The organism is Acidobacteriota bacterium, assembly GCA_026707545.1.
Taxonomy (GTDB): domain Bacteria; phylum Acidobacteriota; class Thermoanaerobaculia; order Multivoradales; family Multivoraceae; genus Multivorans.
This window is the reverse complement of sequence record JAPOWR010000001.1, coordinates 1,664,753-1,687,817: the sequence shown is the minus strand read 5'-3', so window position 1 is coordinate 1,687,817 and position 23,065 is coordinate 1,664,753. Positions and strand designations below refer to the sequence as shown.

General features: G+C 66.3%; 18 protein-coding genes. 11 read left to right on the top strand and 7 right to left on the bottom strand.

Annotated features, from left to right (window positions below; translation table 11 throughout):
- Positions 1-2: 2 nt before the first annotated feature.
- Together OXG83_06705 and OXG83_06700 are read left to right on the top strand one after the other, a co-directional pair.
- On the top strand, positions 3-611 hold the full coding sequence (locus tag OXG83_06705) for a LemA family protein (protein MCY3964707.1): 609 nt from the start codon (positions 3-5) through the stop codon (positions 609-611).
- A 27-nt stretch (positions 612-638) separates the two neighbouring features.
- Positions 639-2,582 carry a M48 family metallopeptidase gene (locus OXG83_06700; GenBank protein ID MCY3964706.1) on the top strand — a complete coding sequence of 648 codons (1,944 nt, stop codon included), beginning with the start codon at positions 639-641 and terminating at the stop codon, positions 2,580-2,582.
- Between the two features lie 6 nt (positions 2,583-2,588).
- On the opposite strand, the gene OXG83_06695 is transcribed toward OXG83_06700, so the two are convergent.
- Positions 2,589-3,854, bottom strand: coding sequence for an ABC transporter permease (locus tag OXG83_06695; protein ID MCY3964705.1), 1,266 nt, complete (start codon positions 3,852-3,854; stop codon positions 2,589-2,591).
- Entirely contained in the window at positions 3,851-4,801 is a 951-nt protein-coding gene (locus OXG83_06690) for an ATP-binding cassette domain-containing protein (protein MCY3964704.1), read from the bottom strand. The genes OXG83_06695 and OXG83_06690 overlap by 4 nt, the downstream gene beginning before the upstream one ends.
- A gap of 107 nt (positions 4,802-4,908) precedes the next feature.
- On the opposite strand from OXG83_06690, the gene OXG83_06685 reads away from it, so the two are divergent.
- The 3 genes from OXG83_06685 (at position 4,909) to OXG83_06675 (ending at position 7,098) form a co-directional block, all read left to right on the top strand.
- A complete protein-coding gene (locus tag OXG83_06685) occupies positions 4,909-5,928 on the top strand; it encodes a haloalkane dehalogenase (protein MCY3964703.1) in 1,020 nt (339 codons plus the stop codon).
- Between the two features lie 31 nt (positions 5,929-5,959).
- The gene (locus OXG83_06680) at positions 5,960-6,520 is read left to right on the top strand and encodes a DUF1697 domain-containing protein (protein MCY3964702.1); all 561 of its coding nucleotides are present in this window, start codon (positions 5,960-5,962) and stop codon (positions 6,518-6,520) included.
- A gap of 131 nt (positions 6,521-6,651) precedes the next feature.
- Positions 6,652-7,098: an adenylate kinase gene (locus OXG83_06675; protein MCY3964701.1), complete on the top strand. Its 447-nt coding sequence runs from the start codon at positions 6,652-6,654 to the stop codon at positions 7,096-7,098.
- A gap of 76 nt (positions 7,099-7,174) precedes the next feature.
- On the opposite strand, the gene OXG83_06670 is transcribed toward OXG83_06675, so the two are convergent.
- Positions 7,175-7,558, bottom strand: a complete 384-nt coding sequence (locus OXG83_06670) for a hypothetical protein (protein MCY3964700.1) — start codon at positions 7,556-7,558, stop codon at positions 7,175-7,177.
- Positions 7,559-7,657: 99 nt separating this feature from the next.
- On the opposite strand from OXG83_06670, the gene OXG83_06665 reads away from it, so the two are divergent.
- Positions 7,658-8,125, top strand: a complete 468-nt coding sequence (locus tag OXG83_06665) for a VOC family protein (protein MCY3964699.1) — start codon at positions 7,658-7,660, stop codon at positions 8,123-8,125.
- Between the two features lie 24 nt (positions 8,126-8,149).
- Here the strand turns inward: OXG83_06665 and OXG83_06660 are convergent, their stop codons facing one another.
- The 3 genes from OXG83_06660 to OXG83_06650 form a co-directional block, all read right to left on the bottom strand.
- Positions 8,150-8,959, bottom strand: a complete 810-nt coding sequence (locus OXG83_06660; GenBank protein MCY3964698.1) for a DUF3667 domain-containing protein — start codon at positions 8,957-8,959, stop codon at positions 8,150-8,152.
- A gap of 66 nt (positions 8,960-9,025) precedes the next feature.
- Complete coding sequence (locus tag OXG83_06655; GenBank protein ID MCY3964697.1) at positions 9,026-9,751, bottom strand: HAD-IA family hydrolase; 726 nt, start codon at positions 9,749-9,751, stop codon at positions 9,026-9,028.
- Positions 9,752-9,754: 3 nt separating this feature from the next.
- Positions 9,755-11,170: an aminotransferase class I/II-fold pyridoxal phosphate-dependent enzyme gene (locus OXG83_06650; GenBank protein MCY3964696.1), complete on the bottom strand. Its 1,416-nt coding sequence runs from the start codon at positions 11,168-11,170 to the stop codon at positions 9,755-9,757.
- A gap of 119 nt (positions 11,171-11,289) precedes the next feature.
- Here OXG83_06650 and OXG83_06645 point away from each other — a divergent pair, with 119 nt between their 5' ends.
- Positions 11,290-11,865 carry a fused MFS/spermidine synthase gene (locus OXG83_06645; protein ID MCY3964695.1) on the top strand — a complete coding sequence of 192 codons (576 nt, stop codon included), beginning with the start codon at positions 11,290-11,292 and terminating at the stop codon, positions 11,863-11,865.
- Positions 11,862-14,021 (top strand): fused MFS/spermidine synthase, encoded by a 2,160-nt coding sequence (locus tag OXG83_06640; protein ID MCY3964694.1) that lies wholly within the window; start codon positions 11,862-11,864, stop codon positions 14,019-14,021. The genes OXG83_06645 and OXG83_06640 overlap by 4 nt, the downstream gene beginning before the upstream one ends.
- Before the next feature lie 12 nt (positions 14,022-14,033).
- Here the strand turns inward: OXG83_06640 and OXG83_06635 are convergent, their stop codons facing one another.
- Positions 14,034-16,823, bottom strand: coding sequence for a TonB-dependent receptor (locus OXG83_06635; protein ID MCY3964693.1), 2,790 nt, complete (start codon positions 16,821-16,823; stop codon positions 14,034-14,036).
- Between the two features lie 245 nt (positions 16,824-17,068).
- On the opposite strand from OXG83_06635, the gene OXG83_06630 reads away from it, so the two are divergent.
- Genes OXG83_06630 through OXG83_06620 form a run of 3 tightly spaced genes read left to right on the top strand, consistent with a single transcriptional unit; the run spans position 17,069 to position 23,059 of the window.
- On the top strand, positions 17,069-19,180 hold the full coding sequence (locus OXG83_06630; protein ID MCY3964692.1) for a PQQ-binding-like beta-propeller repeat protein: 2,112 nt from the start codon (positions 17,069-17,071) through the stop codon (positions 19,178-19,180).
- 1 nt (position 19,181) lies between these two features.
- Positions 19,182-21,779 carry a DUF1592 domain-containing protein gene (locus OXG83_06625; GenBank protein ID MCY3964691.1) on the top strand — a complete coding sequence of 866 codons (2,598 nt, stop codon included), beginning with the start codon at positions 19,182-19,184 and terminating at the stop codon, positions 21,777-21,779.
- Complete coding sequence (locus OXG83_06620) at positions 21,776-23,059, top strand: DUF1552 domain-containing protein (protein ID MCY3964690.1); 1,284 nt, start codon at positions 21,776-21,778, stop codon at positions 23,057-23,059. The genes OXG83_06625 and OXG83_06620 overlap by 4 nt, the downstream gene beginning before the upstream one ends.
- Positions 23,060-23,065: the final 6 nt, after the last annotated feature.

Here is a 23,065-nt window from a genome sequence, read left to right as displayed (position 1 = left end):
ACATGAGCATTCTGACGATCGTCACTCTGGCCGGTCTGGCTCTCCTCGCCGTCATCTTCGGCGCGTCGCTGATCGGGACCTTCAACAAGCTCGTCACGCTGAAGAATCGCTACCAGAACGCCTTCGCGCAGATCGAGGTCCAGCTCAAGCGGCGCTACGACCTGATCCCGAACATGGTCGAGGTGGCGAAGGGCTACATGAGCCACGAGCGGGAGACACTCGAGGCGGTGATCCAGGCCAGGAACATGGCGGCCGGAGGCCTGGAGCAGGCGGCCGCGAACCCAGGCGACGCCGCGGCGATCCAGGGCCTGGCTTCGGCAGAGGGCGTTCTCACCGGCACGCTCGGCCGCCTGTTCGCGCTGGCTGAGGCCTACCCGGATCTGAAGGCGAACCAGAACATGATGCAGGTCAGCGAGGAACTGCGCTCGACCGAGAACAAGGTCGCCTTCGCGCGCCAGGCGTTCAACGACGCGGTGACCACGTACAACACGTTCAAGCAGAGGTTCCCGGCCGTGATGGTCGCCGGGATGTTCGGCCACGGCCAGGACGCGACGCTGCTCGAGTTCGACAGCGAGGCGATCGCCGAAGCGCCGAGCATCTCGTTCGAGTAGTAGTTCGGTTCGCCGGGCGACTGCGCGATGGCCACGGACTTCTTTCAGCAGCAGGACGCGGCCCGGCGGAGCACCGGGCGTCTGGTGGTGCTCTTCGGGCTGGCGGTCCTGGCAATTGTGGCGTCGATCTGGGTGCTGCTCGCCGCGGTCATGGGCTATCTCGGTCGGGATCCCGAAACCAACGCGATCGATTGGACCGCGCTGGGCGACGATCCCAGCCTGCTGATCGTGGCCTTCGTCGGTGCTCTGGCGGTCATCGGCGGCGGAAGCCTGTACAAGATCGCGCAGTTGCGCGGCGGCGGCCGCGTGGTCGCCGAACAACTAGGCGGTCGGCTCGTGAACGGCGATACGTCGGACCCGGTGGAGCGCAGGCTGCTCAACGTCGTCGAGGAGATGGCGATCGCTTCGGGCACGTCGACGCCGCCGGTCTACATGATGGACGCAGAGACGGGCATCAACGCGTTCGCGGCCGGCTTCGTGCCGCAGGACGCCGTCATCGGCGTCACCCGCGGAGCCGCCACCACGCTCGACCGCGACGAACTCCAGGGCGTGATCGCGCATGAGTTCAGCCACATCCTCAATGGGGACATGCGCCTCAACATTCGCCTGATGGGGCTGCTGCACGGCATCTTCGTAATCGGGATGATCGGCTACTTCATTCTGAGAATGTCCTTCTACACGGGCGGTGGGCGATCGAGAGACAGCAAGGGTGCGCTGCCGATCCTCGCGCTCGGCGCGGGCCTCGCGTTCGTCGGCTTCGCCGGCACGTTCTTCGGCAACCTGATCAAGGCGGCGGTGAGCCGGCAGAGGGAGTTCCTGGCGGAGTCCTCGGCCGTGCAGTTCACGCGCCAGCCGGAGGGCATCGCCGGGGCGCTCAAGAAGATCGGCGGCTTCGTGACCGGTTCGCAGGTGGAAAACCCGAACGCGCCCCAGGCCAGTCACATGTTCTTCGGTCGCGCGACCTCTGGGTTCAGCGCGATGTTCTCGACCCATCCGCCGCTGAGGGAGCGCATCAAGCGCATCGACCCGTCCTGGGACGGCGGGTTTCCGAAGTTGGCGCCGCAGGTCGTTGACGCTTTGGAGGCGGCCACGGCGCCGGCGATTGCGGGGTTTGTGGAGGCGGAGGCCGAGGGGTCGACTGGTTCGGACATTGCGGGGGCTGTTGACCACGTCGGCCAGCCGACCTCCGCGCACATCGCGTTCGCGGGAGCGTTGGTCGACCGGCTGCCCGACGGTCTGGTCGCCGCCGCGCACGAGCCCTACGGCGCCCGCGCGCTGGTCTACGCGCTCCTCCTCGACCGCGACGAAGGGCCGAGGCGGTTGCAGCTTGCCCACCTCGAAGCAGCGGCCGATGACGGTGTCTACGAGGAGACGGTCAAGCTCGCCCGACTGGTTGAGCAGCTCGACCCGACCATGCGCCTGCCTCTGCTCGAAATTGCTCTCCCGGCGCTCTGCGCCCTGACCCCGTGGCAGTACGAGCTGTTCCGCAAGAACCTGGTCGAACTGGTCGAAGCGGACGAGACCCTGGACCTCTTCGAGTGGTCGCTCCAGCGGATCCTGCTCCGGGACATGCAGGGTCGCTTCGGCAGGTCGGGTCCGGAGCGGGTGCGGCACCGTTCCCTGAGGGCGGTGCAGTCCCCATTGGCGGTGCTGTTGTCAGTGCTGGCCTACGTGGGGAACCGCGACCCTCACGCGGCCGCGCACGCATTCGGACGGGCATGGCAGGTGCTCACCCTTCCGGAGACGCGTCTTCGCGGGCACGAGGAGTGCGGTTTCGCCGAACTCGATGCGGCCCTGGCGGAACTAGACCGCGCCGCGCCCATGGTGAAGAAAAGCGTGCTCGAAGCGGCGGTCGCCTGCATCACCGCCGATCGGCAGGTCACCGTCGAGGAAGCGGAGTTGCTGCGCGCCGTGTCGGCGTCGATCAGTTGCCCGATGCCGCCGATTCTGATGGGTGATGACGGCGTGTAGCGGCTGCTAGGCCTCCCGGATCCACCTGATCAGCTCCCGCGGGCTGGGCCGGCTGCCCTGACTGAGGATGCCGACCTTGTAGATCCTGCCCGCTACCCAGGCGGAGCCCCAGACGGTCAGCGCCATCAGCACGATCGACACGGCGACCATCCAGGCGGGTACGTCCCCCATGACGGCTCGGGGGTACATCATGATCGGGCTGAAGAAGGGGAACAGGGCCACCCAGTTCATCCACTGCATGCTGTTTCCCTGGAACGTCATCATCTGAAGCATGAACGGAATGATGATCAGGAAGATGAGGGGCGCCTGGGTTTGTCCCGCTTCCTGCAGGTTCCTGCACATGGCGCCGACCGCGGCGAACAGGCTCGAGTAGAGGAAGTAGCCGAGCAGGAAGAAGACGACAAGCAGCAGGACGGCGCCGGGGCCCGGCAGGTACTGCCGGAACTGAGCCAGCTCTTCAAAATCCGAGGCGGCAGCGATCAAGGTCGGCAAGGCAAGGCTGGCCAACAGAGCCACGCAGCCGATCCAGATCGCCACCTGGGTGAGCCCGACGGCTCCGACCCCCACGATCTTGCCCAGCATGAGCTGCCAGGGTCGCAGCGACGAGATCACCAGTTCGACGACCCGGCTCTGCTTCTCTTCGAGGACCGACTGCAGCGTCTGGGCGCCGTAGGCGAGCATCATGATGTAGAGGATGATGCCGCCCGCGATGCCGGTGATCATCCCGGTGATCCGTTCGGCCTCGGCTTCCTCCGCTTCCTCCTCGTCGAGGCCCACCGGTTCGTACTCCAGCGAGCCGCCCTCGAAGAGCCGCCGCACCGATTCGCCGTCCTCGAGCTGACCGAGACGCAGGTCGACGATCTCCTCGACGATGGCCGCGCGCATCAACTGGCTGCGCACTCCGCCCGGCGGTTCCTTCGACCGGTAGGCGAAGACGGCTTCGCTGGCCGTCGTGTCGTCGAGAACGATGTATGCCTCGAGTTCCTCGTCCAGCACCTGCTGGTCGAGCTCTTCGGTGCCGGTCCCGAGCGCCGCGAGTTCCACGTCGTAGCCCGCCCGATCCAGGGCTTGCTGGACGCGTTCGCCGAGTTGTCCATTCAAGTCGATCAGGGCGATCTGCCGCTCCGACTGCTCTGAGAGGACCGCCACGAAACCGACCACCGCCATGATGCCGATGATGAGCAGCGGCATGCCCAGGGTCGAGAGGATGAACGCCCTCGTCTTGACGCGTTCCACGTACTCGCGGCGGATCACCGACCAGACCTGCTTCATGACGCACCTCCCGTCTGTGAAGGGGCATCGTCTTCGGCTGGTTCACCGGCGTGTCGGACGAAGATCTCGTGCAGCCGCGGTTCGAGTAACTCGAACCTGCGCAGGCTGACTCCTTCCGCCACGACCTGGGCCAGAATCTCGTCTGGGAGCACACCGTCTTGCGGCGTCAGGTGGAGCGCGTCGCCGGCCTCTTCGACGTCCGAGACGCCGGGCCAGGTGGCGACCGGGGGAGCTTCGCCTTCGAACTCCACTGCCACGACGCCCGAGCGCTCGCGCCGCTTCAGCTCCTTCAGGTCGTCGTCGAGCACCTTGCGGGCCCGCGAGATGAGGCAGACCCGCTCGCAGAGCCGCTCCGCCTGCTCCATGAGGTGGGTCGAGAAGAGGATCGTCTTGCCGCGCTCCTTCTCCTCGAGGACGATCTCCTCCAGCACGTCCTGGTTGATCGGATCGAGGCCGCTGAAGGGCTCGTCCAAGATCAGCAGCTCCGGATCGTGGAGCACGGTGGAGATGAACTGCACCTTCTGTTGCATCCCCTTCGACAGAGCCTGGACCTTCTTGGACGCCCATTCGCTGAGCCCCAGACGCTCGAGCCATTCCTCGGCGCGGGTGCGGGCGAGGGACCGCGCGACCCCGCGGATCTCGCCGAAGAAGACGAGCTGGTCGAGGACCTTCATCTTCTCGTAGACGCCGCGCTCCTCGGGCAGGTAGCCGACGCGGCTGCGCCGGGTGAAGTCGGGGGCGCCGCCGAAGAGCTCCACGGCACCGCTGTCGGGGAGGAGGATGCCCATCATCATGCGGATGGTGGTCGTCTTGCCCGAGCCGTTGGGCCCGAGCAGGCCGTAGATGGTGCCGGGCTCGATCGCAAGGTCGAAGTCATCGACCGCCGTGTGGGTGCCGAACGTCTTGCGGACGCCGGAGAGGCGTACAACGGTTCCGTTCTGAGTCATCTGGGCCTACTCCGTTCGTGGGGGCGGAGAGAGGATAGTGCATCGCGCCTGCCCGATAGAGTCGGGCGCCTTCCCCACAGCCTGCGCATGACAGAACGGAGGACCCGATGAACAGATCACGGCGGAAACTGGTGACGACGGCGAGCCTCGGCGCCATCGCCCTGGCCCTCGCGACGATGGCGGCGCCAGCCCCTGCCGAGGAGATTCGGCCGGGCGTGTACCGAACTCCGGACGATCGCTTCGAGAACCTGCCTGGGTTCGACTTCGAGCCGCACTACCTGGAGATCGATGGTTACCGCGTCCACTACCTGGACGAGGGGCCGGCCGACGGCGAAGTGATTCTTCTGATCCACGGCGAGCCGACTTGGGCGTACCTGTTCCGGAAGATGATCCCCGTCCTCGTCGAAGCGGGCCATCGCTGCATCGTGCCCGACCTGATCGGCTTCGGGCGCTCGGACAAGCCGGCGAGCATGGACACCCACACGTACAAGTTCCACGTCGACGCGATGACCAAGCTGGTCGAGGCGCTCGATCTGCAGCAGGCGACCTTCTTCGGCCAGGACTGGGGAAGCCTGATCGGCCTTCGGGTCGTGGCCGAGAACGAGGAGCGCTTCGCGCGGGTCGTCCTCTCAAACGCCGGTCTGCCGGTCGGCAGGGCGGCCGGCCCGGAGGACTTCCCGGAGAACAGCGCCTTCATTCGCTGGAAGCGCCGGAACCAGGCGATGATCGACGCTGGCGACATTCCGACGGGCCGCTTGCTCGCGACCAACACGGGCGACCCGTCGATCGCGGCCGCCTACGACGCGCCGTTCCCCGAGCCTGCCTACAAGGCCGGGGCGCTGATCATGCCGCAGCGGGTGCCGGTCTTTGCCGACGATCCGGCCAACGAGGCCAACCGCAAGGCCTGGGAGGTGTTCGAGAGCTGGGAGAAGCCCTTCCTGACGGCCTACGGCGACAGCGACCCGATCACGCGCGGCGGCGAGGTTCCCTTCCAGAGGCGGGTGCCCGGCGCCCAGGGCCAGCCGCATGTCAAGGTCGAAGGCGCGGGCCACTTCATCCAGGAGACGCACGGCGAGGAGCTGGCGGGAATCATCAACGAGTTCATCGCCGCGAATCCGCTGGAGTAGCGACGGCCCAGGTCGGCCGCCCGGCGAAGGGATGACGGAGAACACTCACGTTGCCCTGCTGCGAGGCATCAACGTCGGCGGCAAGAACAAGCTGCTCATGGGCGATTTGGCCGCGATGTTCGTGGAGTCGGGCTGCGACGATGTCCGAACCTACATCCAGAGCGGCAACGTCGTTTTCAGGGCAGGTCCGGAGTTGGCCCACCTCGTGCCCGACATCATCGGTGCGGCGATCGCGAAGCGCTTCGGGTACCGGGTGCCAGTGCTGACCCGAACGAGTGGAGAGCTTGCCGCGATCGTGCGGGAGAACCCGTTCGTGCGGGACGGAGCCGACACCGAGAAGCTGCACGTCGGGTTCTTGGGGGAGCAGCCGGAAGCTGCGGCCGCCGACGCGCTCGATCCTCAGCGCTCGCCTCCCGACGAGTACGCGGTGATTGGCCGAGAGGTGTACGTGTACTGCCCTCAAGGTCTTGCGCGCACGCGACTCACCACGCAGTACTTCGAGTCGCGGCTCTCGACGATCATGACCGTGCGGAACTGGAGAACCGTGTTGAGGCTCCGTGAGATGACCGCCGGCCTTGGCGGCGGCAGGTGACTCAGGGATCCCGTCGCGAGTCCCCTCGCGTCGACCGGTCCAACCTGAAGCGCACGGTTGTCGTGGGTACGACCGGCTCAGGCAAGAGCACCGTGGCGGTGCGGCTCGCAAGCGCTCTCGGAGCGCCGTGTGTGGAGTTGGACGCCATCAACTGGCAGCCCAACTGGGTAGGTCTGATGGACACGGATGTTTCCCTGTTCCGGTCCCGAGTGGCGGGAGCAGTTGAGGGCGGCATCTGGGTTGTCGACGGCAACTACAGCGCCGCCCGGGATCTGATCTGGCCGAGGGCAACCGCCATCGTGTGGCTGGACTACTCCTTCAGCTTGATCCTCTGGCGGCTGTTCCGTCGGACGCTTCAAAGGACGTTGGGCGGTAAGACGCTCTGGGCGGGCAACCGGGAAACCGTGTGGCGCGCATTCAGCCACGACTCGATTCTTCTCTGGGCGTTCAAGTCCCACTGGCGGCGCCGGCGCTCGCTACGCCGGCTATTCGAGGAACCGGAGCAGGCCCACCTCGCAGTGATCCGAATGAGGCGTCCGGCCGATACCGAACGATGGCTTAACGGCTTGCCTGGCTAGAAGCACGTCTGGAGCGTAGTCCCGGGCGGCACGGTCCCCGCCACCAGCGTTCCGGTCTTGGTCGGGTGCGGGTTATCTAGGTTGAGTAGTCGAGATCGGCCGGGTGGCAGTTCCGGTGGTCGGGCTCCGGATCGACCGCGAAGCGCTTCGCGGCGATCGTCGTGCGGCCCTGGACGAGCGCCTTGGCTATGCGGTGCATTCCGTCCATCACCCGGCCGTCCATACCCAGGATGATCGGGTGCGCGAGGTCCGTCGCCTCGATCAGCGCCATGTGCTCGACTACGGACCGGACCGTCGGTCGGAAGTGGTCGCGATCGAACCAGTAGACCTGGTCGATTTCGGCGATGTCGGCCAGGGGCACCTCTTCGACGGGTAAGTCGGCGCTCAGTTCGATGAGGCGCTGGACGTCCCAGGCCTTCTGGCCGTTCTCGTCGGGCATGAAGTGGTATTGACGCCGCATACCCGGAGGCTAACGGGGAGTGTGACGGTACGCAGATCGAGCGGGGTATGCTCGCCGGCCTCTGTTGACAGTGAGTCTGATGCTCGGAAGGAGCTTGGGATGTCGAAGTGGACCGTTCGGGTCTTGGTGTTTGCGGTTCTGTTGTGCGTGAGTGTCCCGGTGATGGCGGGAGGCGACAAGGCGGACGCCGAGTTGGCGCTGGTGGCCATCAACGTGGCGGACCTCGAGCGGTCCGAGAAGTACTACGGCGAAGTGCTGGGCTTCAAGCGCGTGTGGACGTATCCGTCCGACGGGAACGACGTGATCGAGATCGGTCTGGCACCGCCCGGCGGTGGCGCGACCCTCGTTCTGGCGCACTTCAACGACGATCCGCTCCCTGAGGGCAAGGGCAGCTACGGCCGGATCATCGTCAACACGGCGAACGCGAAGGCTCTGGCGAAGAAGGCCGAGGCGGCTGGTTCCACGCTCCGGTGGGTCACCATTCCCGGCGACAACCCGCCGACGATCGTGTTCTTCCGCGATCCGGACGGCTACGAGATCGAGCTGTACCAGGCTGCGTCGCAGTAGAGGCAGCGCCTCTGGCTGCCGGCCTTAGGGCACGGCAGCGACCAGAGCGATGGTAAGGGCCAGCATTCCCTCGACCAGGATGAAGGCCAGCAGACCGAGGACAAGAGCGACGAAGCGCGCGATCAGCCCCACCCAACCTCCGCCGTACACGCGGCGCATCGCCACCACGAGATAGATGAGCGAGGCGATCGCCACCACGGCCATCGCGATCGAACGCGCAATCCCCGTCATCAGCAGTGGCAGGAGCGTGACCACGACGAGGAAGGTCCCATAGTGGCAGCCGAAGGCGAGATGCTCCTGCACGTATCGCCTCCAGTAGAGAAGCTTGAGCAGCACCATGATCGCAAGTGGGCTGAGCAGGTTCAGGATCGGGAAGGTCGTGTCCAGGCTTCGATTTAAGCGCGCCTGGAAGAGCGGGTCGTGTAGATCGGCTACTCCCTCCAGGGCCTCTTCCAGCGCCGCGACGTTCCCTTCGGCCGCGCCAGCCAGCATCGTCTCGATATCCGAGATGCCGAACAGGTTCATCGCAGCGAGGACCACGGCACTCGCTGCGACGTAGAGCCGGATCGGCGAGGTGTACGCCAGCCGGCGCCCGGCCACGTACTCGGCGGTCAGGCGTCCCGGCGAGGAGAACAGCCGCGGCAGCGTCCGCAGCACCCGGAGGTCGAGGACGGCCATCTGACGGCCGAGGTCGGTCAGCCAGTGGTGGAGGGGCCGGAGCGGCGGGCGGTTCTTCGCGCCGCACCGCGAGCAGAACTTCCCGGCGAGAGGCTCGCCGCACTCAAGGCAGAGTGCCTGGAGCAGGTCGCCGGACTGTTCTTGTGTCTCCACCACTTTGCCCCACGATCATGCCAGACAGCGAGGGCGATCGCGGGGACCGGGGCGGTCAGCCGTGGTGGATCAGGGGTCCGTCGCCTTCTGCGTCGTGGTCTCCGGGATCACGATCGCGATCAAACCGTCGAGGTCCGTGATCACAGGCAGATCGGTGTCCGGCACCTCGCCGTATCGGGAGATGACGATCCCTTTCATGCCGATCTTCTCGGCGGCCTCCACGTTCACGGGTCGATCGTCGACGAACGCCAGGTGCTCATGCGGAATGCCGATCTCTTCCACGGCTACCCAGTAGATGCGCTCGCAGGGTTTGCTGCTTCCGACCAGGGCCGAGATGACGAAGGCGTCGAAGTAGCCTCGGAGGCCCATCGTGCGGAACCTCCGGTCCAGGGAGGGCCAGTTGTCGGAGACGACTCCCATGCGGAAGCCGGCGCTCTTGAACCGTCGCAGTACGCGCACCGTGTCTGGAAACGGCTCCATGCCCACGTCTTCCTCGAAGGGCCGGAGGATTTCGGCGATGAGGTCCTCAGTCGGGTTTGAGATCCCGAGTGCCCGGAGGATCAGCTCGTAGGCCGTGTGAAACTGGTCGCGTTCGATGTCCTCGGTGACGGCCAGGGCGTGGTGCTTGTTGAGATAGCTGAGTCCGACGTCCAACGCCTCCCTGAACCGGTCCATGTTCGCGTGGGTGATCCCCTGAACGCGGAATGCGTCGACAAAGTGCTGTCTAGGGAACCACTCCCCAGCCTTGGGTCTGACCAGCGTGTCGCCGGCGTCGAACAGGATGCCCTGAATCATCAGTCAGCCCTGCAGTTCCCTGCCGATCTCCAGGACGCGGTCGAGGATCTGCATGACGTCGTCCTCGGTGGTGCGGGTGTTCAGCACGCAGAACCGCAGTGAGAACCGGTCGCCGAGCCGTGTGGAGGCGATCATCGCGAAGCCCGACTGGACGATGCGGTCCTGGATCTGGCTGTTGAGTTCGTCGAGGCGTTCATCGGAAGCGAGCGGCTCCGTAGTAGCGCCCCGGTAACGAAAGCAGACCACGCCCAGACTCGGCGGCGCGAGAAGTTCCAGTTCGTCCTCGCTTGCGACTCGATCTGCCGCCTCTGCGGCGATGCCGATGGCCTGGGCGATGGCTTGCCGGTGCGCGGCCAGGCCGTAGCGCTGGACCGACAGCCAGACGCGCAGGGCGCGAAAGGCGCGGGTGAGTTGGAGCCCGCGGTTGCAGAAGTTCACCTGCTGGCTGCCGAGATCGGTGTCCTGCATGTAGTCGGGCAGGATGCGAAAGGCGGCCTCCAGCTTGGTGACGTCGCGGGCCATGAGGCAGCCCGTCTCGTAGGGCTGCATGAGCCACTTGTGCGGGTCGAGCGTCACGCTATCGGCCAGTTCGAGGCCCTGGAGCAGAGGTCGGGCTTCCGGATCGAGGACGGCGAAGCCGCCGTACGCGCCGTCGATGTGGTTCCAGAGCCCCTCCGCCCGAGCGATCTTCGCCAGCTCCACCAGGGGATCGATCGCGCCGGTGTTCGTCGTGCCGGCATTCGCGACGAGGCAGAACGGTTCCAGACCCGCCTCGCGGTCTCGATGTACTGCTTCCAGGAGGGTCGCCGGAACGATCCGGAACTCACCGTCCGTGGCCAGGACCCGTATCCGCGCCGGGTCGACGCCGGCAATTCGCGCGGCGCGTCCCACCGAGCCGTGTGCCTGGTCGGAGATGTAGACCACGCCGCGCCGCGGGTTGCCGGCTGCCTCGCGCGCCGCGACGACGGCCAGCAGATTGGCGGCCGATCCGCCACTCGTGAACAGGCCGCCCGCGCCTTCCGGGTAGCCCAGCCAGTCGCGGAACCAGTCGGTGACCGTGAGCTCGATCTGGGAAGGTCCCGCGGACGCCAGCCAGGTCCCCTGGAAGACGTTGTACCCGCTGATCAGGAAGCTGGCCAGCACGGAGGCCCAGGAGGGGCTGGCGGGTACGAAGGCGAGAAAGCGCGGGTGGTCGATCCGCGCCGCGAGCGGCATCACATCGCGAACCACGGTCTCGAGCAGCGGGTCGAGATCCTGCCCCTCCTCGGGAGGAGGTCCATCGAGCAACGCCTCGGTCACATCCCGGGTCGCTGTCTGGAACGCCTTGTCGTCGCCGAGTTCGCTCAGGCGCTCGACGATGGCGTCAACCACCCGGTAGCCGGACCGGCGCATCTCCTCCGGATCTTCAAGGATCGACACGTCTTGTCAGACCTTCCTGGCCGCACCGGTCCTGGACCGGCTCACAGCGCGGCAGCTATCGTACAGCCCTGAGAACCACTGCCCTCCGCCTCCGCCCAGGGAGACGCCTTCTCCTTCTGGTGTTCGGCCTCTCCATGTTCTCCTCCCTCGTCTACGAGGTGGCCTGGTCGCGCTCGCTGTCGCTGGTTTTCGGGACGACGATTTACGCCTTCACCGCGGTCCTCACGGCGTTCATGGCGGGTCTGGCCTTCGGAGCGTACGGCTTCGGAAGGATCGCCGATCAGACGAGGAGACCCGTTCTGCTCTTCGCGAAGCTCGAGTTCGCCCTTGGCGCCTGCGGTGTTCTTCTCATACCCCTCTTCGAGCTCACCTACGGAGTCCGGTTGGCCCTGTTCAGCCAGCTCCAGGGCTCTTCCGCGATGTTGTTCGTCATGTTCGGCATCGTCTTCCTTCTTCTCATCGTGCCGACGGGAATCATGGGTGCCACCTTCCCGCTGATGACGAAGATCTACTCCAGGAACTTCGACCGCGACATCTCGGACGTGTACGCGGTGGACACGATTTGCGCTGGCGCCGGCGCCATGGTGGGAGGCTTCCTCTTCCTGCCGTACCTGGGCCTCTCCCAGACGATCGTGCTGGCCGCCGCGCTCAACCTGATGGCCGGCTTCGTGCTTTACCGCGGGAGGGAACGATGAAGCTGAGGGCCCTGCTCCTGAGTGCCTTCTTCTTCTCGGGCTTCGCGGCACTCGTGTACGAGGTCATGTTCACGAAGGGGTTGATTCTTTTCGTCGGCGGGACCGTCTACGCCTACAGCCTGATCCTGACCGCCTTCCTCACGGGAATGGGCTTCGGCAGCCTGTTGGCGAAGCGCTTCCAGAAGACGGATCTCGCCACGCTGTTCGCGTACGTTCAGCTCGGGATCGGCGCCTACGGGCTGCTCTTCGTCCCGATCGTGAACAACCTGGATGTCGCGTACCTCGCGATCTACAACGTTTCGGGCGGCAGCTTCGGTGTCTTCCACTCGCTCCTGCTCCTCCTCGCGTACCTCGTGCTCCTGGTGCCGACCCTGCTCATGGGGATGACCTTTCCGGTCGTGAGCCGGTTGATCACGCGTGCCGGGAACATCGGCACGGATGTCGGGAAGCTGTTCTGCATCAACACTCTGGGTGGGGTGGCCGGCGCGTTCGTGGGAGGTTTTGTTCTGCTGCCGGTGGTCGGCCTGGAACGAGCGATCCTCGTGGCCGTCGCTCTGAACCTCCTCATCTCGGCGGTGGTCTTTCTTGCCGCCGGCAAGGGCGGCAGGATCGCCTACGGAGGCGCCTTCGCCGTCGTGGCTCTTCTTGCGGCGTCTCTGTTCGACGCGAAGGTGGATCCCTACCGCTTTGGCGTCTACCACCAGCATGGCAGGTTCGAGACCGCGAGCGAGTACCGGCAGGCTCTCGCGCGTGAGCGGAGAGCCGCCGGCATCTCGTTCTCCGATTTCGGCCTTTACGGCTCGGTGGTGGTGAAGGAAGAGGGCCCGGTGAAGGTGCTGATGATCGACGGGAAAGTCGATGCCGGAACGGGTCTGGACGTTCCAACCCAGCTCCTCCTGGGGTACATCCCCAGCCTCATGCACCCGGATCCGAAGGACGTGGCGATCATCGGTCTCGGCAGTGGGATCACCCTGGCCGCGGTCGAGAGCTTCCCGTCGGTGGAGAGGATCGACGTGCTCGAGCTGAACCCGACGGTCGTCGAGGCGGCCGGGTTCTTCGAGGTCGAGAACCGGAACGCTCTCGCCGATGAGCGAGTCGAACTCACCGTGGGCGACGCGAGGGACGTTCTCTCCACAACCGATCGGACCTACGATGTCATCGTTTCCGAGCCTTCCAACCCGTGGATCGATGGCGAGGTCTTCCTCTTCACCCGGGAGTTCTACTCGGTCGTGGCCGAGCGACTCAACGAGGGAGGACTGTTCCTGCAGTGGATCGGCGCCTACGACTTCAATCCGGAGGATCTGAAGGTCTCTCTCCGGACTCTGGAGACCGCCTTCCCCCATGTCCAGGCATGGGCCGATGCGCGAGGCGTCGATTTCTTCCTGCTGGCCTCGAAGGAGCCCATCGCCAGGGACTACGAGGGGATTGCTGCCGCGATGCGGGAACCGATCATCCGTTCCGACTTCGAGGCGATCTCCGCCCTGTCGAACCGGGCGCCGTTCGAGGGCCCGGACGTCTTCTTCTCGTTCTTCGTGGCGGACGATGAGACTCTCGACTCATACGCCGCGGGCGCGCCGGTCAACACGGACAACCGTCCGATCATCGAGTTCAGGACGGCAAGGAACAGGGTGGGGCGGACGACGAGCAGTCTGGGTGCCATTCTCGCGCACACGAGCGGCGGCGACGCGACGACGACGGTGTCACCCCCTGTGACCGCTCCCGTTTCGGGCGACGCACTGTCCTTTCTGGGTCTCAACGCGACCATCGACATGCCCCTTGCGGAGGTCGAGTACGCCTACGCGTACACGACTCGCGGTGAGGATTCCGCGAGCCTTCGTCTGGCGCTCGAACTGACGAAGCACGTCGTCTTCGGCGACGGAGAGCGGCTCCTAGTTGTCCGCGGACACCCGCGAGAAGCGGAGCCACCGGTCGAGGAGTTCGCGGCGATCGCGAGTTCCCTGGGATCGGCTGTTCTCGGCACGATCGAAGTCGAGGGGCAGACCCGCTACCTGACCCGAGGCGAGACGATCTCGGCGATGCTCTGGCACTGCAACCGGCACCTGTACGTGACGTACTTCGAGCATCCGCCGGGAGCGTCGATGCCGTCGATGTTCGACACCCTGGCGGGTGTCGGTTGTGCTGCGACTAGACCGTAGACTCGGCTGCTTCTAGAAGCTGAAGGCGACGTTGAAGCGGTACTCGGACGGCCTCTGGTAGGCAATGTCGCCGCCGCCCCTGCCGGTGGGCAGGCCCGACACCGGATTCACGAACAACTGGGCGTCCCCGTTGAGCGCGTTGGCGAGTTCCGCGCCGACCTTGATCTCGTACTTGCCGGCGATCGGCGGGAAGATCCAACTGGCATTGAGGTTCAGCTCCGTAGCGGTGTCAAGCTGCTTGGAACCCTGGGGATCGAGGAACTCGATCACTCGTTCCCTTTGGCCGGACACCGGGTGGGAAACGAAGACGTACCGCTGAGACTCCCAGAGCCGGCCGGTTCGGAAGCGGTAGTGGGCGCCCGTGGTCAGCGTGTGCTTGCCGATCGGCCAGCGCTTGGCAGCGAGGACGTTGAAGATCTCCGGAAACTCCGAGTTGTTGGCGATCGGGAGGTTCCCCTTGTTGCGGGTGTTCACATCGCTGCTGCCGTCGGCCCCAAGGCCGCCGATGGCCTGAATGTAGTTTCCGGCAGCCTCGGTTCCCTTCGCATCACCTGCGTAGAAGTTGGCGCGCAGGGTCCAGTTGTTCCGGAAGTTGCGGTTGAGTTCGAGAATGAACCCGTCGTGCTCGCGCGTCAGGGGCAGGCGCGACGGCACTCCGTGCAGGGAGGACAGCCGGTTGACCTCGGCCTGGGTCCAGTTTGCCAATGCGAAGACCCGCCTTCCGTTCTCGTCGAACTGGATGGTCGTGGCCCAGATGTTGTCGTTCTCGCTCACGTTGTAGCTGGCCTTTGCGACCCAGTTGCGGTGGAACTGCCAGTCAACGCCGAGGGTGTAGGCGTCGGAGTACTCGGGCTCCAGGTTCCTCGTTGCCTCCCTCCCGGCGCTGGCCACGATGCTGCTGTTCAGGATGTCGTAGGCCTGGGTCACGGGATTCCAGTTGAAGACCTGACGGGTGTTCGTGCCGTTGGAGCCCTGGTCGAAGTTCTGGGTCAGTGACATGTTGAAGAGATTGAGGTAGCGCCCGGCGGTACCGCGGATCAGGAGCCTGCCGTCGGCGTTCACGTCGTAGACCACGCTCAACCTGGGCGCCAGTTCGTCGTAGTCGTTGACCTGTTGCCCGATGTTGTTGTCCATCGACTGACCCTCGAGCCGCAGTCCCGCGGTGACGACCCACTTGTCGCCGATGTCGATGCGGTCCTGGACGAAGAGGGTGTTCAGCTCGCTCTCGCGCTCGAATATGCCTCCGTCCGGTGGCGCGTAGACCGTGACGAACTCCGGAGTCGCGAAGCCGCCGGGCAGGCTGTAGCCGAAGCCGCGGCCGCTGTACTCCTTCTCAGGCCAGTTCCGGGTGTCGAGGCCCATGACGTGGCGCTCGGCGCCGATTCTGAGCTCGTGGTTGTCACCCGCGAAGATCGTCGCGTAGGCGTTGATCTGCTGGCGGGGGCCGTTCGTGTAGCGGCCGGAGGTACCGCCGACGAGGCAGCCATTGAAGAAGAGCCGGGTGCTGAGGTCGTAGTAGCGGAAGTTGTTGTTGTCCGGCGTATCCTGGTGTCCGCCGCCGAGATCCGTCTTCTTGTGGAGGCAGTTGTCGGTGCGGATGTCCTCACTGTCGGCAATCTTGAACTCCGTGAAGACCTTCGGAGTGGCGCCCCAGTTCCACGACGCCGTGTTCAACTCGGCGGTCTCCCCCCGGCCGAAGAGGTTGAACAGGTCGCCTGTTCGGTTGCCCCCGCCCTCGCGGTAGCCCGGCGTGCGCACATAGGTCGCGGCGAGCTGATGGTCGTCACCGGGTTGGAAGTTGATCTTGGCGACCGTCGACTCTCCCTTGAAACTCCAGTCGAAGACAGGATCGGCGATGACGTCCGGGTTCGAGTTCGCACTGGCGCCCCGGATCCTGTTGTCGTACAGCTCTGCGTGGGCCGCGAAGAACCAGGCACGATCGCGGTAGATCGGGCCGCCCAGAGACATCTCGTAGTTGTTGATGAGCTTGTCGGGGCCCTCAAGATCGGGGTAGTCGCGGAATTCGCCGACCCAGGCCTGGTTCTGGGCGACGTAGTAGATGTCGCCATGGAGCACATTCGTGCCGGACTTGACGACCGTGTTGATCGTTGACGTTTGGGTGCGCCCGTACTCGGCGCCGCGCCCCTGGGTGTGGACCTCCGTCGCGGCAACCTGCGTGGTTGCCATCCTGAACTTGAACACCCCGTAGTTGCTCGTGACCTGGCTGACATCGACGCCGTCGATGTTCACCGTGCCTCCGTCTCGAGGGCCGCCCATGAAGCTGTTGAGCACATCCATTTGCTTGGAGCCCGAGTTGGCCGGCAGTACCGCCAGGCTGTTGACGTAGTAACGCGAGATGAACGTCGTCAACTCAGCGGTCTCCGCGTCGATCCTCGCCGTCGCCCCGGGCTCGTACTTGTTGATCATGGGCGCTTCGGCGACGACCTGGATCTCCTCGGCTTCGCCGCCCCGCAGGGTGAGGTCGACGGCGCGGCGCGCACCGGGATCGAGAGTGACCGCGACTTCGTCGCTCGAACCAAGTCCTTCCAGCTCGGCGCTGAGGGTGAAGGCGCCGTCGAGCAGCAGACTGAAGCGGAACTCCCCGGCCGCGTCGCTGATCGCGTCCCTGGTGTTCTGCTGTCCGGCGAGCGTCACGCTGGCGCCCGGGAGCGGATCTCCCTGGGCGTCGAGCACACGGCCTTCAATGATTCCCGTGCCCGGGCCGTCGGCCCATAGCGGCAGGGCCGCGCAGGCGACGACGCAGAGCATCCAGATGCTGCGCTTGAGGGCGGCGATCTTCATAGCTCCACCTCCTTGAGTGTCCGACCCGGAGATGGCAAGGGGCCTGGCCCTCTTCAACGGCCGGCTCTGCCCTCGTCTTCGACATCACCTTGCGCGATGATGCTCGTTGGGCAACCGGCCGTCACTCCTCGGGGCGGCTCCAACGTGGTTGGAATGTTCTTCCGACTGTAGCGGAAGAGCCGTGTCGCGTCTACTGCCATTCTTGACACCCCCATCGTAGGGCGGGCAAGATGGTGGTTCCCACGATGCAGGCTTCCATTCGCCTTACGCTGCGCCTGGTCTTCGTCTGTGGGTTGGCGTCCGACTCCGGCGCGGCGCAGCCGGGTGCGACCGACGGAGACTGGCGCACCCACGCCGGCGACACCTGGGTCAGCAAGTACTCGCCCCTGGATCAGATCGACGCCGGTAACTTCGGCGACCTGGAGATCGCCTGGCGTTGGAAGACGGCGGACACCCATCTCGTCCTGGCGGACGACAGCGGCGCGTCGCTGGTGCCGTCGGGGGTGGTGTTCGACCGCGTGGCGGAGGAGCAGCCCGACCTGTGGCTGCGGCGTCCGGGGTTCGGCGCGATGACCTCGACGGCGCTCGCGGTCGACGGTGTGCTGTACCTGATCACGAGCGTCGAGCAGGCGGCGGCGATCGACGGGCGCACCGGAGAGACGATCTGGGTTCACGACCCGCGCACCTACGAGAGCTCCGCGCTTCCGACCAGCAGAGGCCATCGGGGGGCGGCCTACTGGGAAGGAGACGGTGAAGCCCGCATCGTCTGGGGAACCGGCGCCGGCTACCTGATCGCCGTTGACGCCAGGACCGGGGTGCCGGCCGCGGACTTCGGAGACAACGGGCGGGTCGATTTCGTCGCCGATCTACCGCGCTCGCCCCGCGGCCAGCCCTTCCAGTTGCCGGTCGGCTCGCGGTCGGCGGCGCCGCTCATCGTCGGCGACACGATCGTCCTGGGAACCAACCACACCGACTTCATCATGTCCAGGGAGGCGGTGCCCGGCTTCATCTTCGCCCACGACGTGCGGACCGGCGAGCGGGTGTGGGAGTTCCACATCGTGCCCCAGAGCGCCGACGAGTTCGGCGCCGACACCTGGGAAGACGAATCCTGGCGCAGAACCGGCAACGGCAACGCGTGGGCCAATCTGAGCGCCGACCCGGAGCTCGGCTACGTCTACGTGCCGACCTCCGCCGTGTCTCCGGACCACTACGGCGGCCATCGCCTGGGCGACAACCTGTTCTCCAACAGCATCGTCTGTCTCGATGTCGAGACCGGCGAGCGGGTATGGCACTACCAGCTCATCCGTCACGAGGTCTGGGACTACGACATTCCGACGGCGCCGAACCTGCTCGACATCACCGTCGATGGACGCCGGATCAAGGCGGTCGCCCAGGTCACGAAGCAGGGCTTCGTCTACACCTTCGATCGGGTGACCGGCGAGCCGGTCTGGCCGATCGAAGACCGCCCCGTGCCGACCGACACCGACCTGGAAGGGGAGGTCATGTCTCCCACCCAGCCGTTCCCGACCAGGCCGCCGCCGTTTGCGGTGCAGGGCGCCCGGATCGAGGATCTGGTGGACTTCACTCCCGAGATCCGCCAGATGGCGCTCGAAGCCGTCGGAGGGTTCAGGCTCGGGCCGCTCTACACGCCGCTGTCGCTACGCGGCACGATCTTCCGGCCGGCGGCGGGCGGCGGCGCCAACTGGTCGGGCGCCGCCGTCGATCCCGAAACCGGCGTGCTGTACGTCCCCACGACGAACGGCCACTCGGTGCTCCGCTTCCGCGACGGACGAGCCTCGACCGACCTCCGCTACATCGCCGATCGCACCGATCCGGTCGGTGGGATCATGCGCGGCCGCACGACGTCCTGGGGGCAGTTCGAGCCTGTGGCTCGAGGTGTCGCGTTTCTCGACGGAGGCAACCCGACCCGGCAGCCCACGATGCCGCGGGGGCTGCCGCTGTGGAAACCGCCCTACTCCGCGATGGTCGCCATCGACATGACTCGGGGCGAGCACCTGTGGACGACGCCGCTGGGCCGGGGCGCCCGCTATCAGGACCACCCTTTGCTGCGCGATCTCGATCTGCCGCCGCTCGGGGGCGATCACAGCCGCGCCGGTTCGCTGCTGACCAGGACGCTGCTGATCCACGCGCTGAACAGCGGTGGGACCGACGATGGGCCACAGCTCGTGGCCTACGACAAGGCCACCGGCGAGCCGCTGGCCGGGGTCGATCTGCCCGGCCGCGGGCTCGGCTCGCCGATGACGTACGAACTCGACGGTCACCAGTACGTCGCGCTCACGGTCAGCGGCAGGGTGCCGGAACTGGTCGCCTACCGGCTGCCTGCGGAGAGTCGATGATGTGACGCGGACCTCACGCAGCGTTTGTCGAGGCCGCGGCGTTCGTCCACGCCGCCGAGGAACGACTGCGGCCGTCTCCGCGCTCCTCGCGGGGCTCTTCGTTCTTCCCGGTGCGGCCGGCGGCCGTTCGCTCGAGGCCGACGTCGCGCGTCTCCTGGAGGTCTCTTGTCTTCGCTGCCACGACGTCGGGACCGAGACGCCGCTCGATCTGGAGAACCTGGGCTACGACCTCGACGATCGGGGGATCTTCCGCAAGTGGGTGCGGGTCTTCGAGCGTCTAGAGGCGGGCGAGATGCCTCCTGCCGGGACGCGGCGCCCCCCGAGGCGGGTCGTCGACGCGGCGCTCGATGCGCTGGCGCGAGATCTGGAGACGGCGGACCTGGCGGCTCGAGCCGCCGGACAGACGCCGCCGCGCCGTTTGACGGGGCGCGAGTACGAGTACACCCTCGAGGACCTGCTCCTGATCGAGGAGGACCTGGCGCGCCTGCTGCCGGCCGAGAGCGCGTCCGCCGGGTTCGACACGCTGGCGGCCGAACAGGGGATCTCGCCGCTTCACCTGCGCAGCTACCTGGAAGCGGCCGATCGTGCGCTCGACGCGGCGATCCGGCTTGGCGGGCGTCCGGCGAGCGCGGCACACCTGATCGACTACCCGAGCAATCCAGCCTCGTACCACATGGTCCGCCAGAGCGTCAGCAAGAAGCTCGACGACGCCGTCGCGATGTTCGTCGATGAAGCCCACCACAACACCAGCGGGTCCTTCTCGGCCAGCAACCTCAGGAGCGACAGCCACGGCTTCCAAGTCGCGCATTCGGGCCTGTACAGGGTCACCGTCGACGCCTATCCCTACCAGGCGTGGACACCGGTGACGCTCCTTCTCGTCCGCGCCAACCCGAACGGCGACAGGACGTTGCTCGGTGCCTTCGACTTACTGAACGGGGAGTCGGGCGCGTTCGAAGCCACGACCTTCCTCCACCCGACCGACTACGTCTTTCCCGAGGTGGCCGACCTCGACTGGCACACGGACGTCGAAGGCTTCTACGCCCCCATCGAAGACTGGTCGGCAGAGGCCCAGGTCGTGGCTGCGGGGAAGGGCCTGGGCCGGCGGCTGCTCAACAACCGGGTCTATCACCCGATCTTCTACCACCCCACCGAGATCCTCGTGGATGGGGCCGCCACCTACAAGGGCGAGGGCGTGGCGGTCAGGTCGCTGGCCATCGAAGGACCGCTTCTCGATGGGTGGCCGCCGCCGTCGACGCGCCGGCTCTTCGACGGCATCGAGTTCGACGCTGCCGGCGATCTGAAGCTCACGAAGGATCCGTACGAGCACGTCGTGGACGTCGTCTCGCACCTCCTGCCACTGGCGTTTCGACGGCCGGCCGAAGCGGGTGAGGCGGAGGCGTTCGCGAGCCTGGCGAAGCCCGCGATCGCCGCCGGACGGGAGTTCGTCGACGCCGTCCGCGTTCCGCTGCGCGCCATGTTGAGCGCGCCGCAGTTTCTCTACCACGACGACCGGCCCGGCGAGCTGGACGACTTCGCGCTGGCGACCCGACTCTCGTACTTCCTGTGGAAGAGCCTGCCGGACGAGGAGCTCTTCGCGGCGGCACGGGAAGGCGCGTTGTCGGAGCCGGAGGTGATGGCCCGGCACGTCGAGAGGATGCTCGACGACGAGAAGGCGAAGCGCTTCATTGGGGACTTCGTCGGCCAGTGGCTGCGGCTCTATGAGATCGAGCTCACGAGTCCCGACGAGAGGCTCTATCCCGAGTACGACGACCTGCTGCATCACGCGCTCCAGGAGGAAACCAGGCTGTTCTTCACCGAGCTCGTGAAGAGCGACCTCGGAGTCCGGAACCTGATCGACTCCGACTTCACCTTCCTCAACCGCCGCCTGGCGGAGCACTACGGCATCCCCGGGGTGGAGGGGCAACACATGCGCAAGGTGTCGCTACCCGACGACAGCGTGCGCGGCGGCGTCCTGACGCAGGCCAGCGTGCTCAAGGTCACCGCCAACGGCACGACGACCTCGCCGGTCTTTCGCGGCAGCTTCGTCCTCTCGAACCTGCTCGGCCGGCCGCCGAACCCGCCACCGGCGAACGCGGGCTCGGTCGAGCCCGACATCCGGGGCGCCACGACGATCCGCGAGATCCTCGCCAAGCATCGCCGGGATCCGACGTGCAATGTCTGTCACCGCGCCATCGACCCGCCGGGGTTCGCTCTGGAGGCCTTCGACCCGACCGGCGGCTTCCGGACGCGCTACCGCTCCAGCGGCGAGGGCGACACGCCCACGGGGACCCTCTACGGTCGCCCCATCCTCGAGTACAAGGAGGGGCCGCCCGTGGATGCGGCCGGCGTCACTCCGGAGGGCAGGTCGTTCTCGGGCATCGCCGAGTACAAGCGACTCCTGCTCGCGGAGGAGGAGGACCAGGTGGCGCGCCACTTCATCTCGCAGCTCGTCGTCTATGCAACCGGCGCCGAGATCGGCTTCGCCGACCGCGACGAGCTATCGCGGCTCGTCGCGCAGAGCCGCGAGGGCGGCTACGGCGTGCGCTCGATCATCCACAATGTCACCCAGAGCCCACTCTTCAGGGAGCGGCAACGATGAACCAACCCCTCGACCGACGCACGTTCCTCAGGACATCCGGGGTCGCCCTGGCGCTGCCCCTCCTCGAAGCGATGAGCCCGGCACTGGCCCGGGCGGCGAAGCCTCTGCCCCGGCGGATGGTGACCGTCTGCAACGCACTCGGCCTGCACCCGCCGTCGCTCTTTCCCGCCACTCCGGGCCGGGAGTACGAAACGACCGAGTACCTGGAGCTGCTCCGGGACCACCGGCGCGACTACACCCTGTTCTCGGGACTCTCGCACCACGACCAGAACGGCCGCCAGGCCCATAGCAGCGAGGTCTCCTGGCTGACGGCCGCCCGCCACCCGGAGCTCGCCGGCTTCCGCAACACGATTTCCGTCGATCAGTATGCGGCCGGGGAGTTGGGCTACACGACCCGCTTTCCCTCACTCGTGCTGGGCACCGACACCACGGTGCAGAGGAGCGCCAAGGGGACCCAGAGCCAGTCGTTCACGAGACGGGGCGTCATGGTGCCTTCAGAGACGAGTCCCGCCAATCTCTTCGCCCGGATGTTCCTGGCGGGGGATACCGACGAAGTCGAGCGGCAGAAGCGGGATCTCGGCGACGGACGCAGCATCCTCGACGGCCTGAACTCGCAGAGAAAGATGCTCGACCGGCGCGCCAGCGAGGTCGACCGGGGTCGTCTGGACTCGTACTTCGAGGCCGTGCGCGCGGCCGAGAAGGGCATCACCGAGGCCCGGGCCTGGCTCGACCGGCCCAAGCCGCGGGTGGACCGCGAGCCCCCCGTCGACGTCCGGGAACGCCGCGACCTCATTGGCCGCGTCCAGTTGCTGGTGGATCTCATCCCGCTGATCCTGCAGACCGACTCGACCCGCGTCGTCGCCGTGATGATCCAGGAGCTCCGGGAAGTGCCGAAGATCCCGGGGGTTTCGGGCACGCACCACAACCTCTCGCACCACGGCCAGGACCCGGACAAGATCGTGCAACTGAGGAAGGTCGAGACGGAGATCGTGAAGTGCTTCGGCAGCCTGCTCGAGCAGCTCAAGGGATGCGGCGAAGGAGACGGGACGCTGCTCGATCAGACCGCGGTCCTCTTCGGCAGCAACCTGGGCAACGGGAACTCCCACGACACCCGGAACCTGCCGATCTTCCTCGCTGGCGGGGACTTCGACCACGGTCGCTACGTCGCCTATGACAAGGACGACAATGCGCCGCTGTCCAATCTCTACGTCACGATGCTGCAGCACATGGAGCTGGAGGCCGCGTCGTTCGGCCAGAGTACGGGTTCCTTGAGCTGGTAGGGGCGC

Coding starts and splice junctions, on each gene's coding strand:
- OXG83_06700 (MCY3964706.1), top strand. CDS start 639: ATGGCCACGGACTTCTTTCAGCAGCAGGACGCGGCCCGGCGGAGCACC.
- OXG83_06695 (MCY3964705.1), bottom strand. CDS start 3,854: ATGAAGCAGGTCTGGTCGGTGATCCGCCGCGAGTACGTGGAACGCGTC.
- OXG83_06630 (MCY3964692.1), top strand. CDS start 17,069: ATGCAGGCTTCCATTCGCCTTACGCTGCGCCTGGTCTTCGTCTGTGGG.
- OXG83_06670 (MCY3964700.1), bottom strand. CDS start 7,558: ATGCGGCGTCAATACCACTTCATGCCCGACGAGAACGGCCAGAAGGCC.
- OXG83_06640 (MCY3964694.1), top strand. CDS start 11,862: ATGAAGCTGAGGGCCCTGCTCCTGAGTGCCTTCTTCTTCTCGGGCTTC.
- OXG83_06655 (MCY3964697.1), bottom strand. CDS start 9,751: ATGATTCAGGGCATCCTGTTCGACGCCGGCGACACGCTGGTCAGACCC.
- OXG83_06685 (MCY3964703.1), top strand. CDS start 4,909: ATGAACAGATCACGGCGGAAACTGGTGACGACGGCGAGCCTCGGCGCC.
- OXG83_06620 (MCY3964690.1), top strand. CDS start 21,776: ATGAACCAACCCCTCGACCGACGCACGTTCCTCAGGACATCCGGGGTC.
- OXG83_06690 (MCY3964704.1), bottom strand. CDS start 4,801: ATGACTCAGAACGGAACCGTTGTACGCCTCTCCGGCGTCCGCAAGACG.
- OXG83_06705 (MCY3964707.1), top strand. CDS start 3: ATGAGCATTCTGACGATCGTCACTCTGGCCGGTCTGGCTCTCCTCGCC.
- OXG83_06680 (MCY3964702.1), top strand. CDS start 5,960: ATGACGGAGAACACTCACGTTGCCCTGCTGCGAGGCATCAACGTCGGC.
- OXG83_06635 (MCY3964693.1), bottom strand. CDS start 16,823: ATGAAGATCGCCGCCCTCAAGCGCAGCATCTGGATGCTCTGCGTCGTC.
- OXG83_06665 (MCY3964699.1), top strand. CDS start 7,658: ATGTCGAAGTGGACCGTTCGGGTCTTGGTGTTTGCGGTTCTGTTGTGC.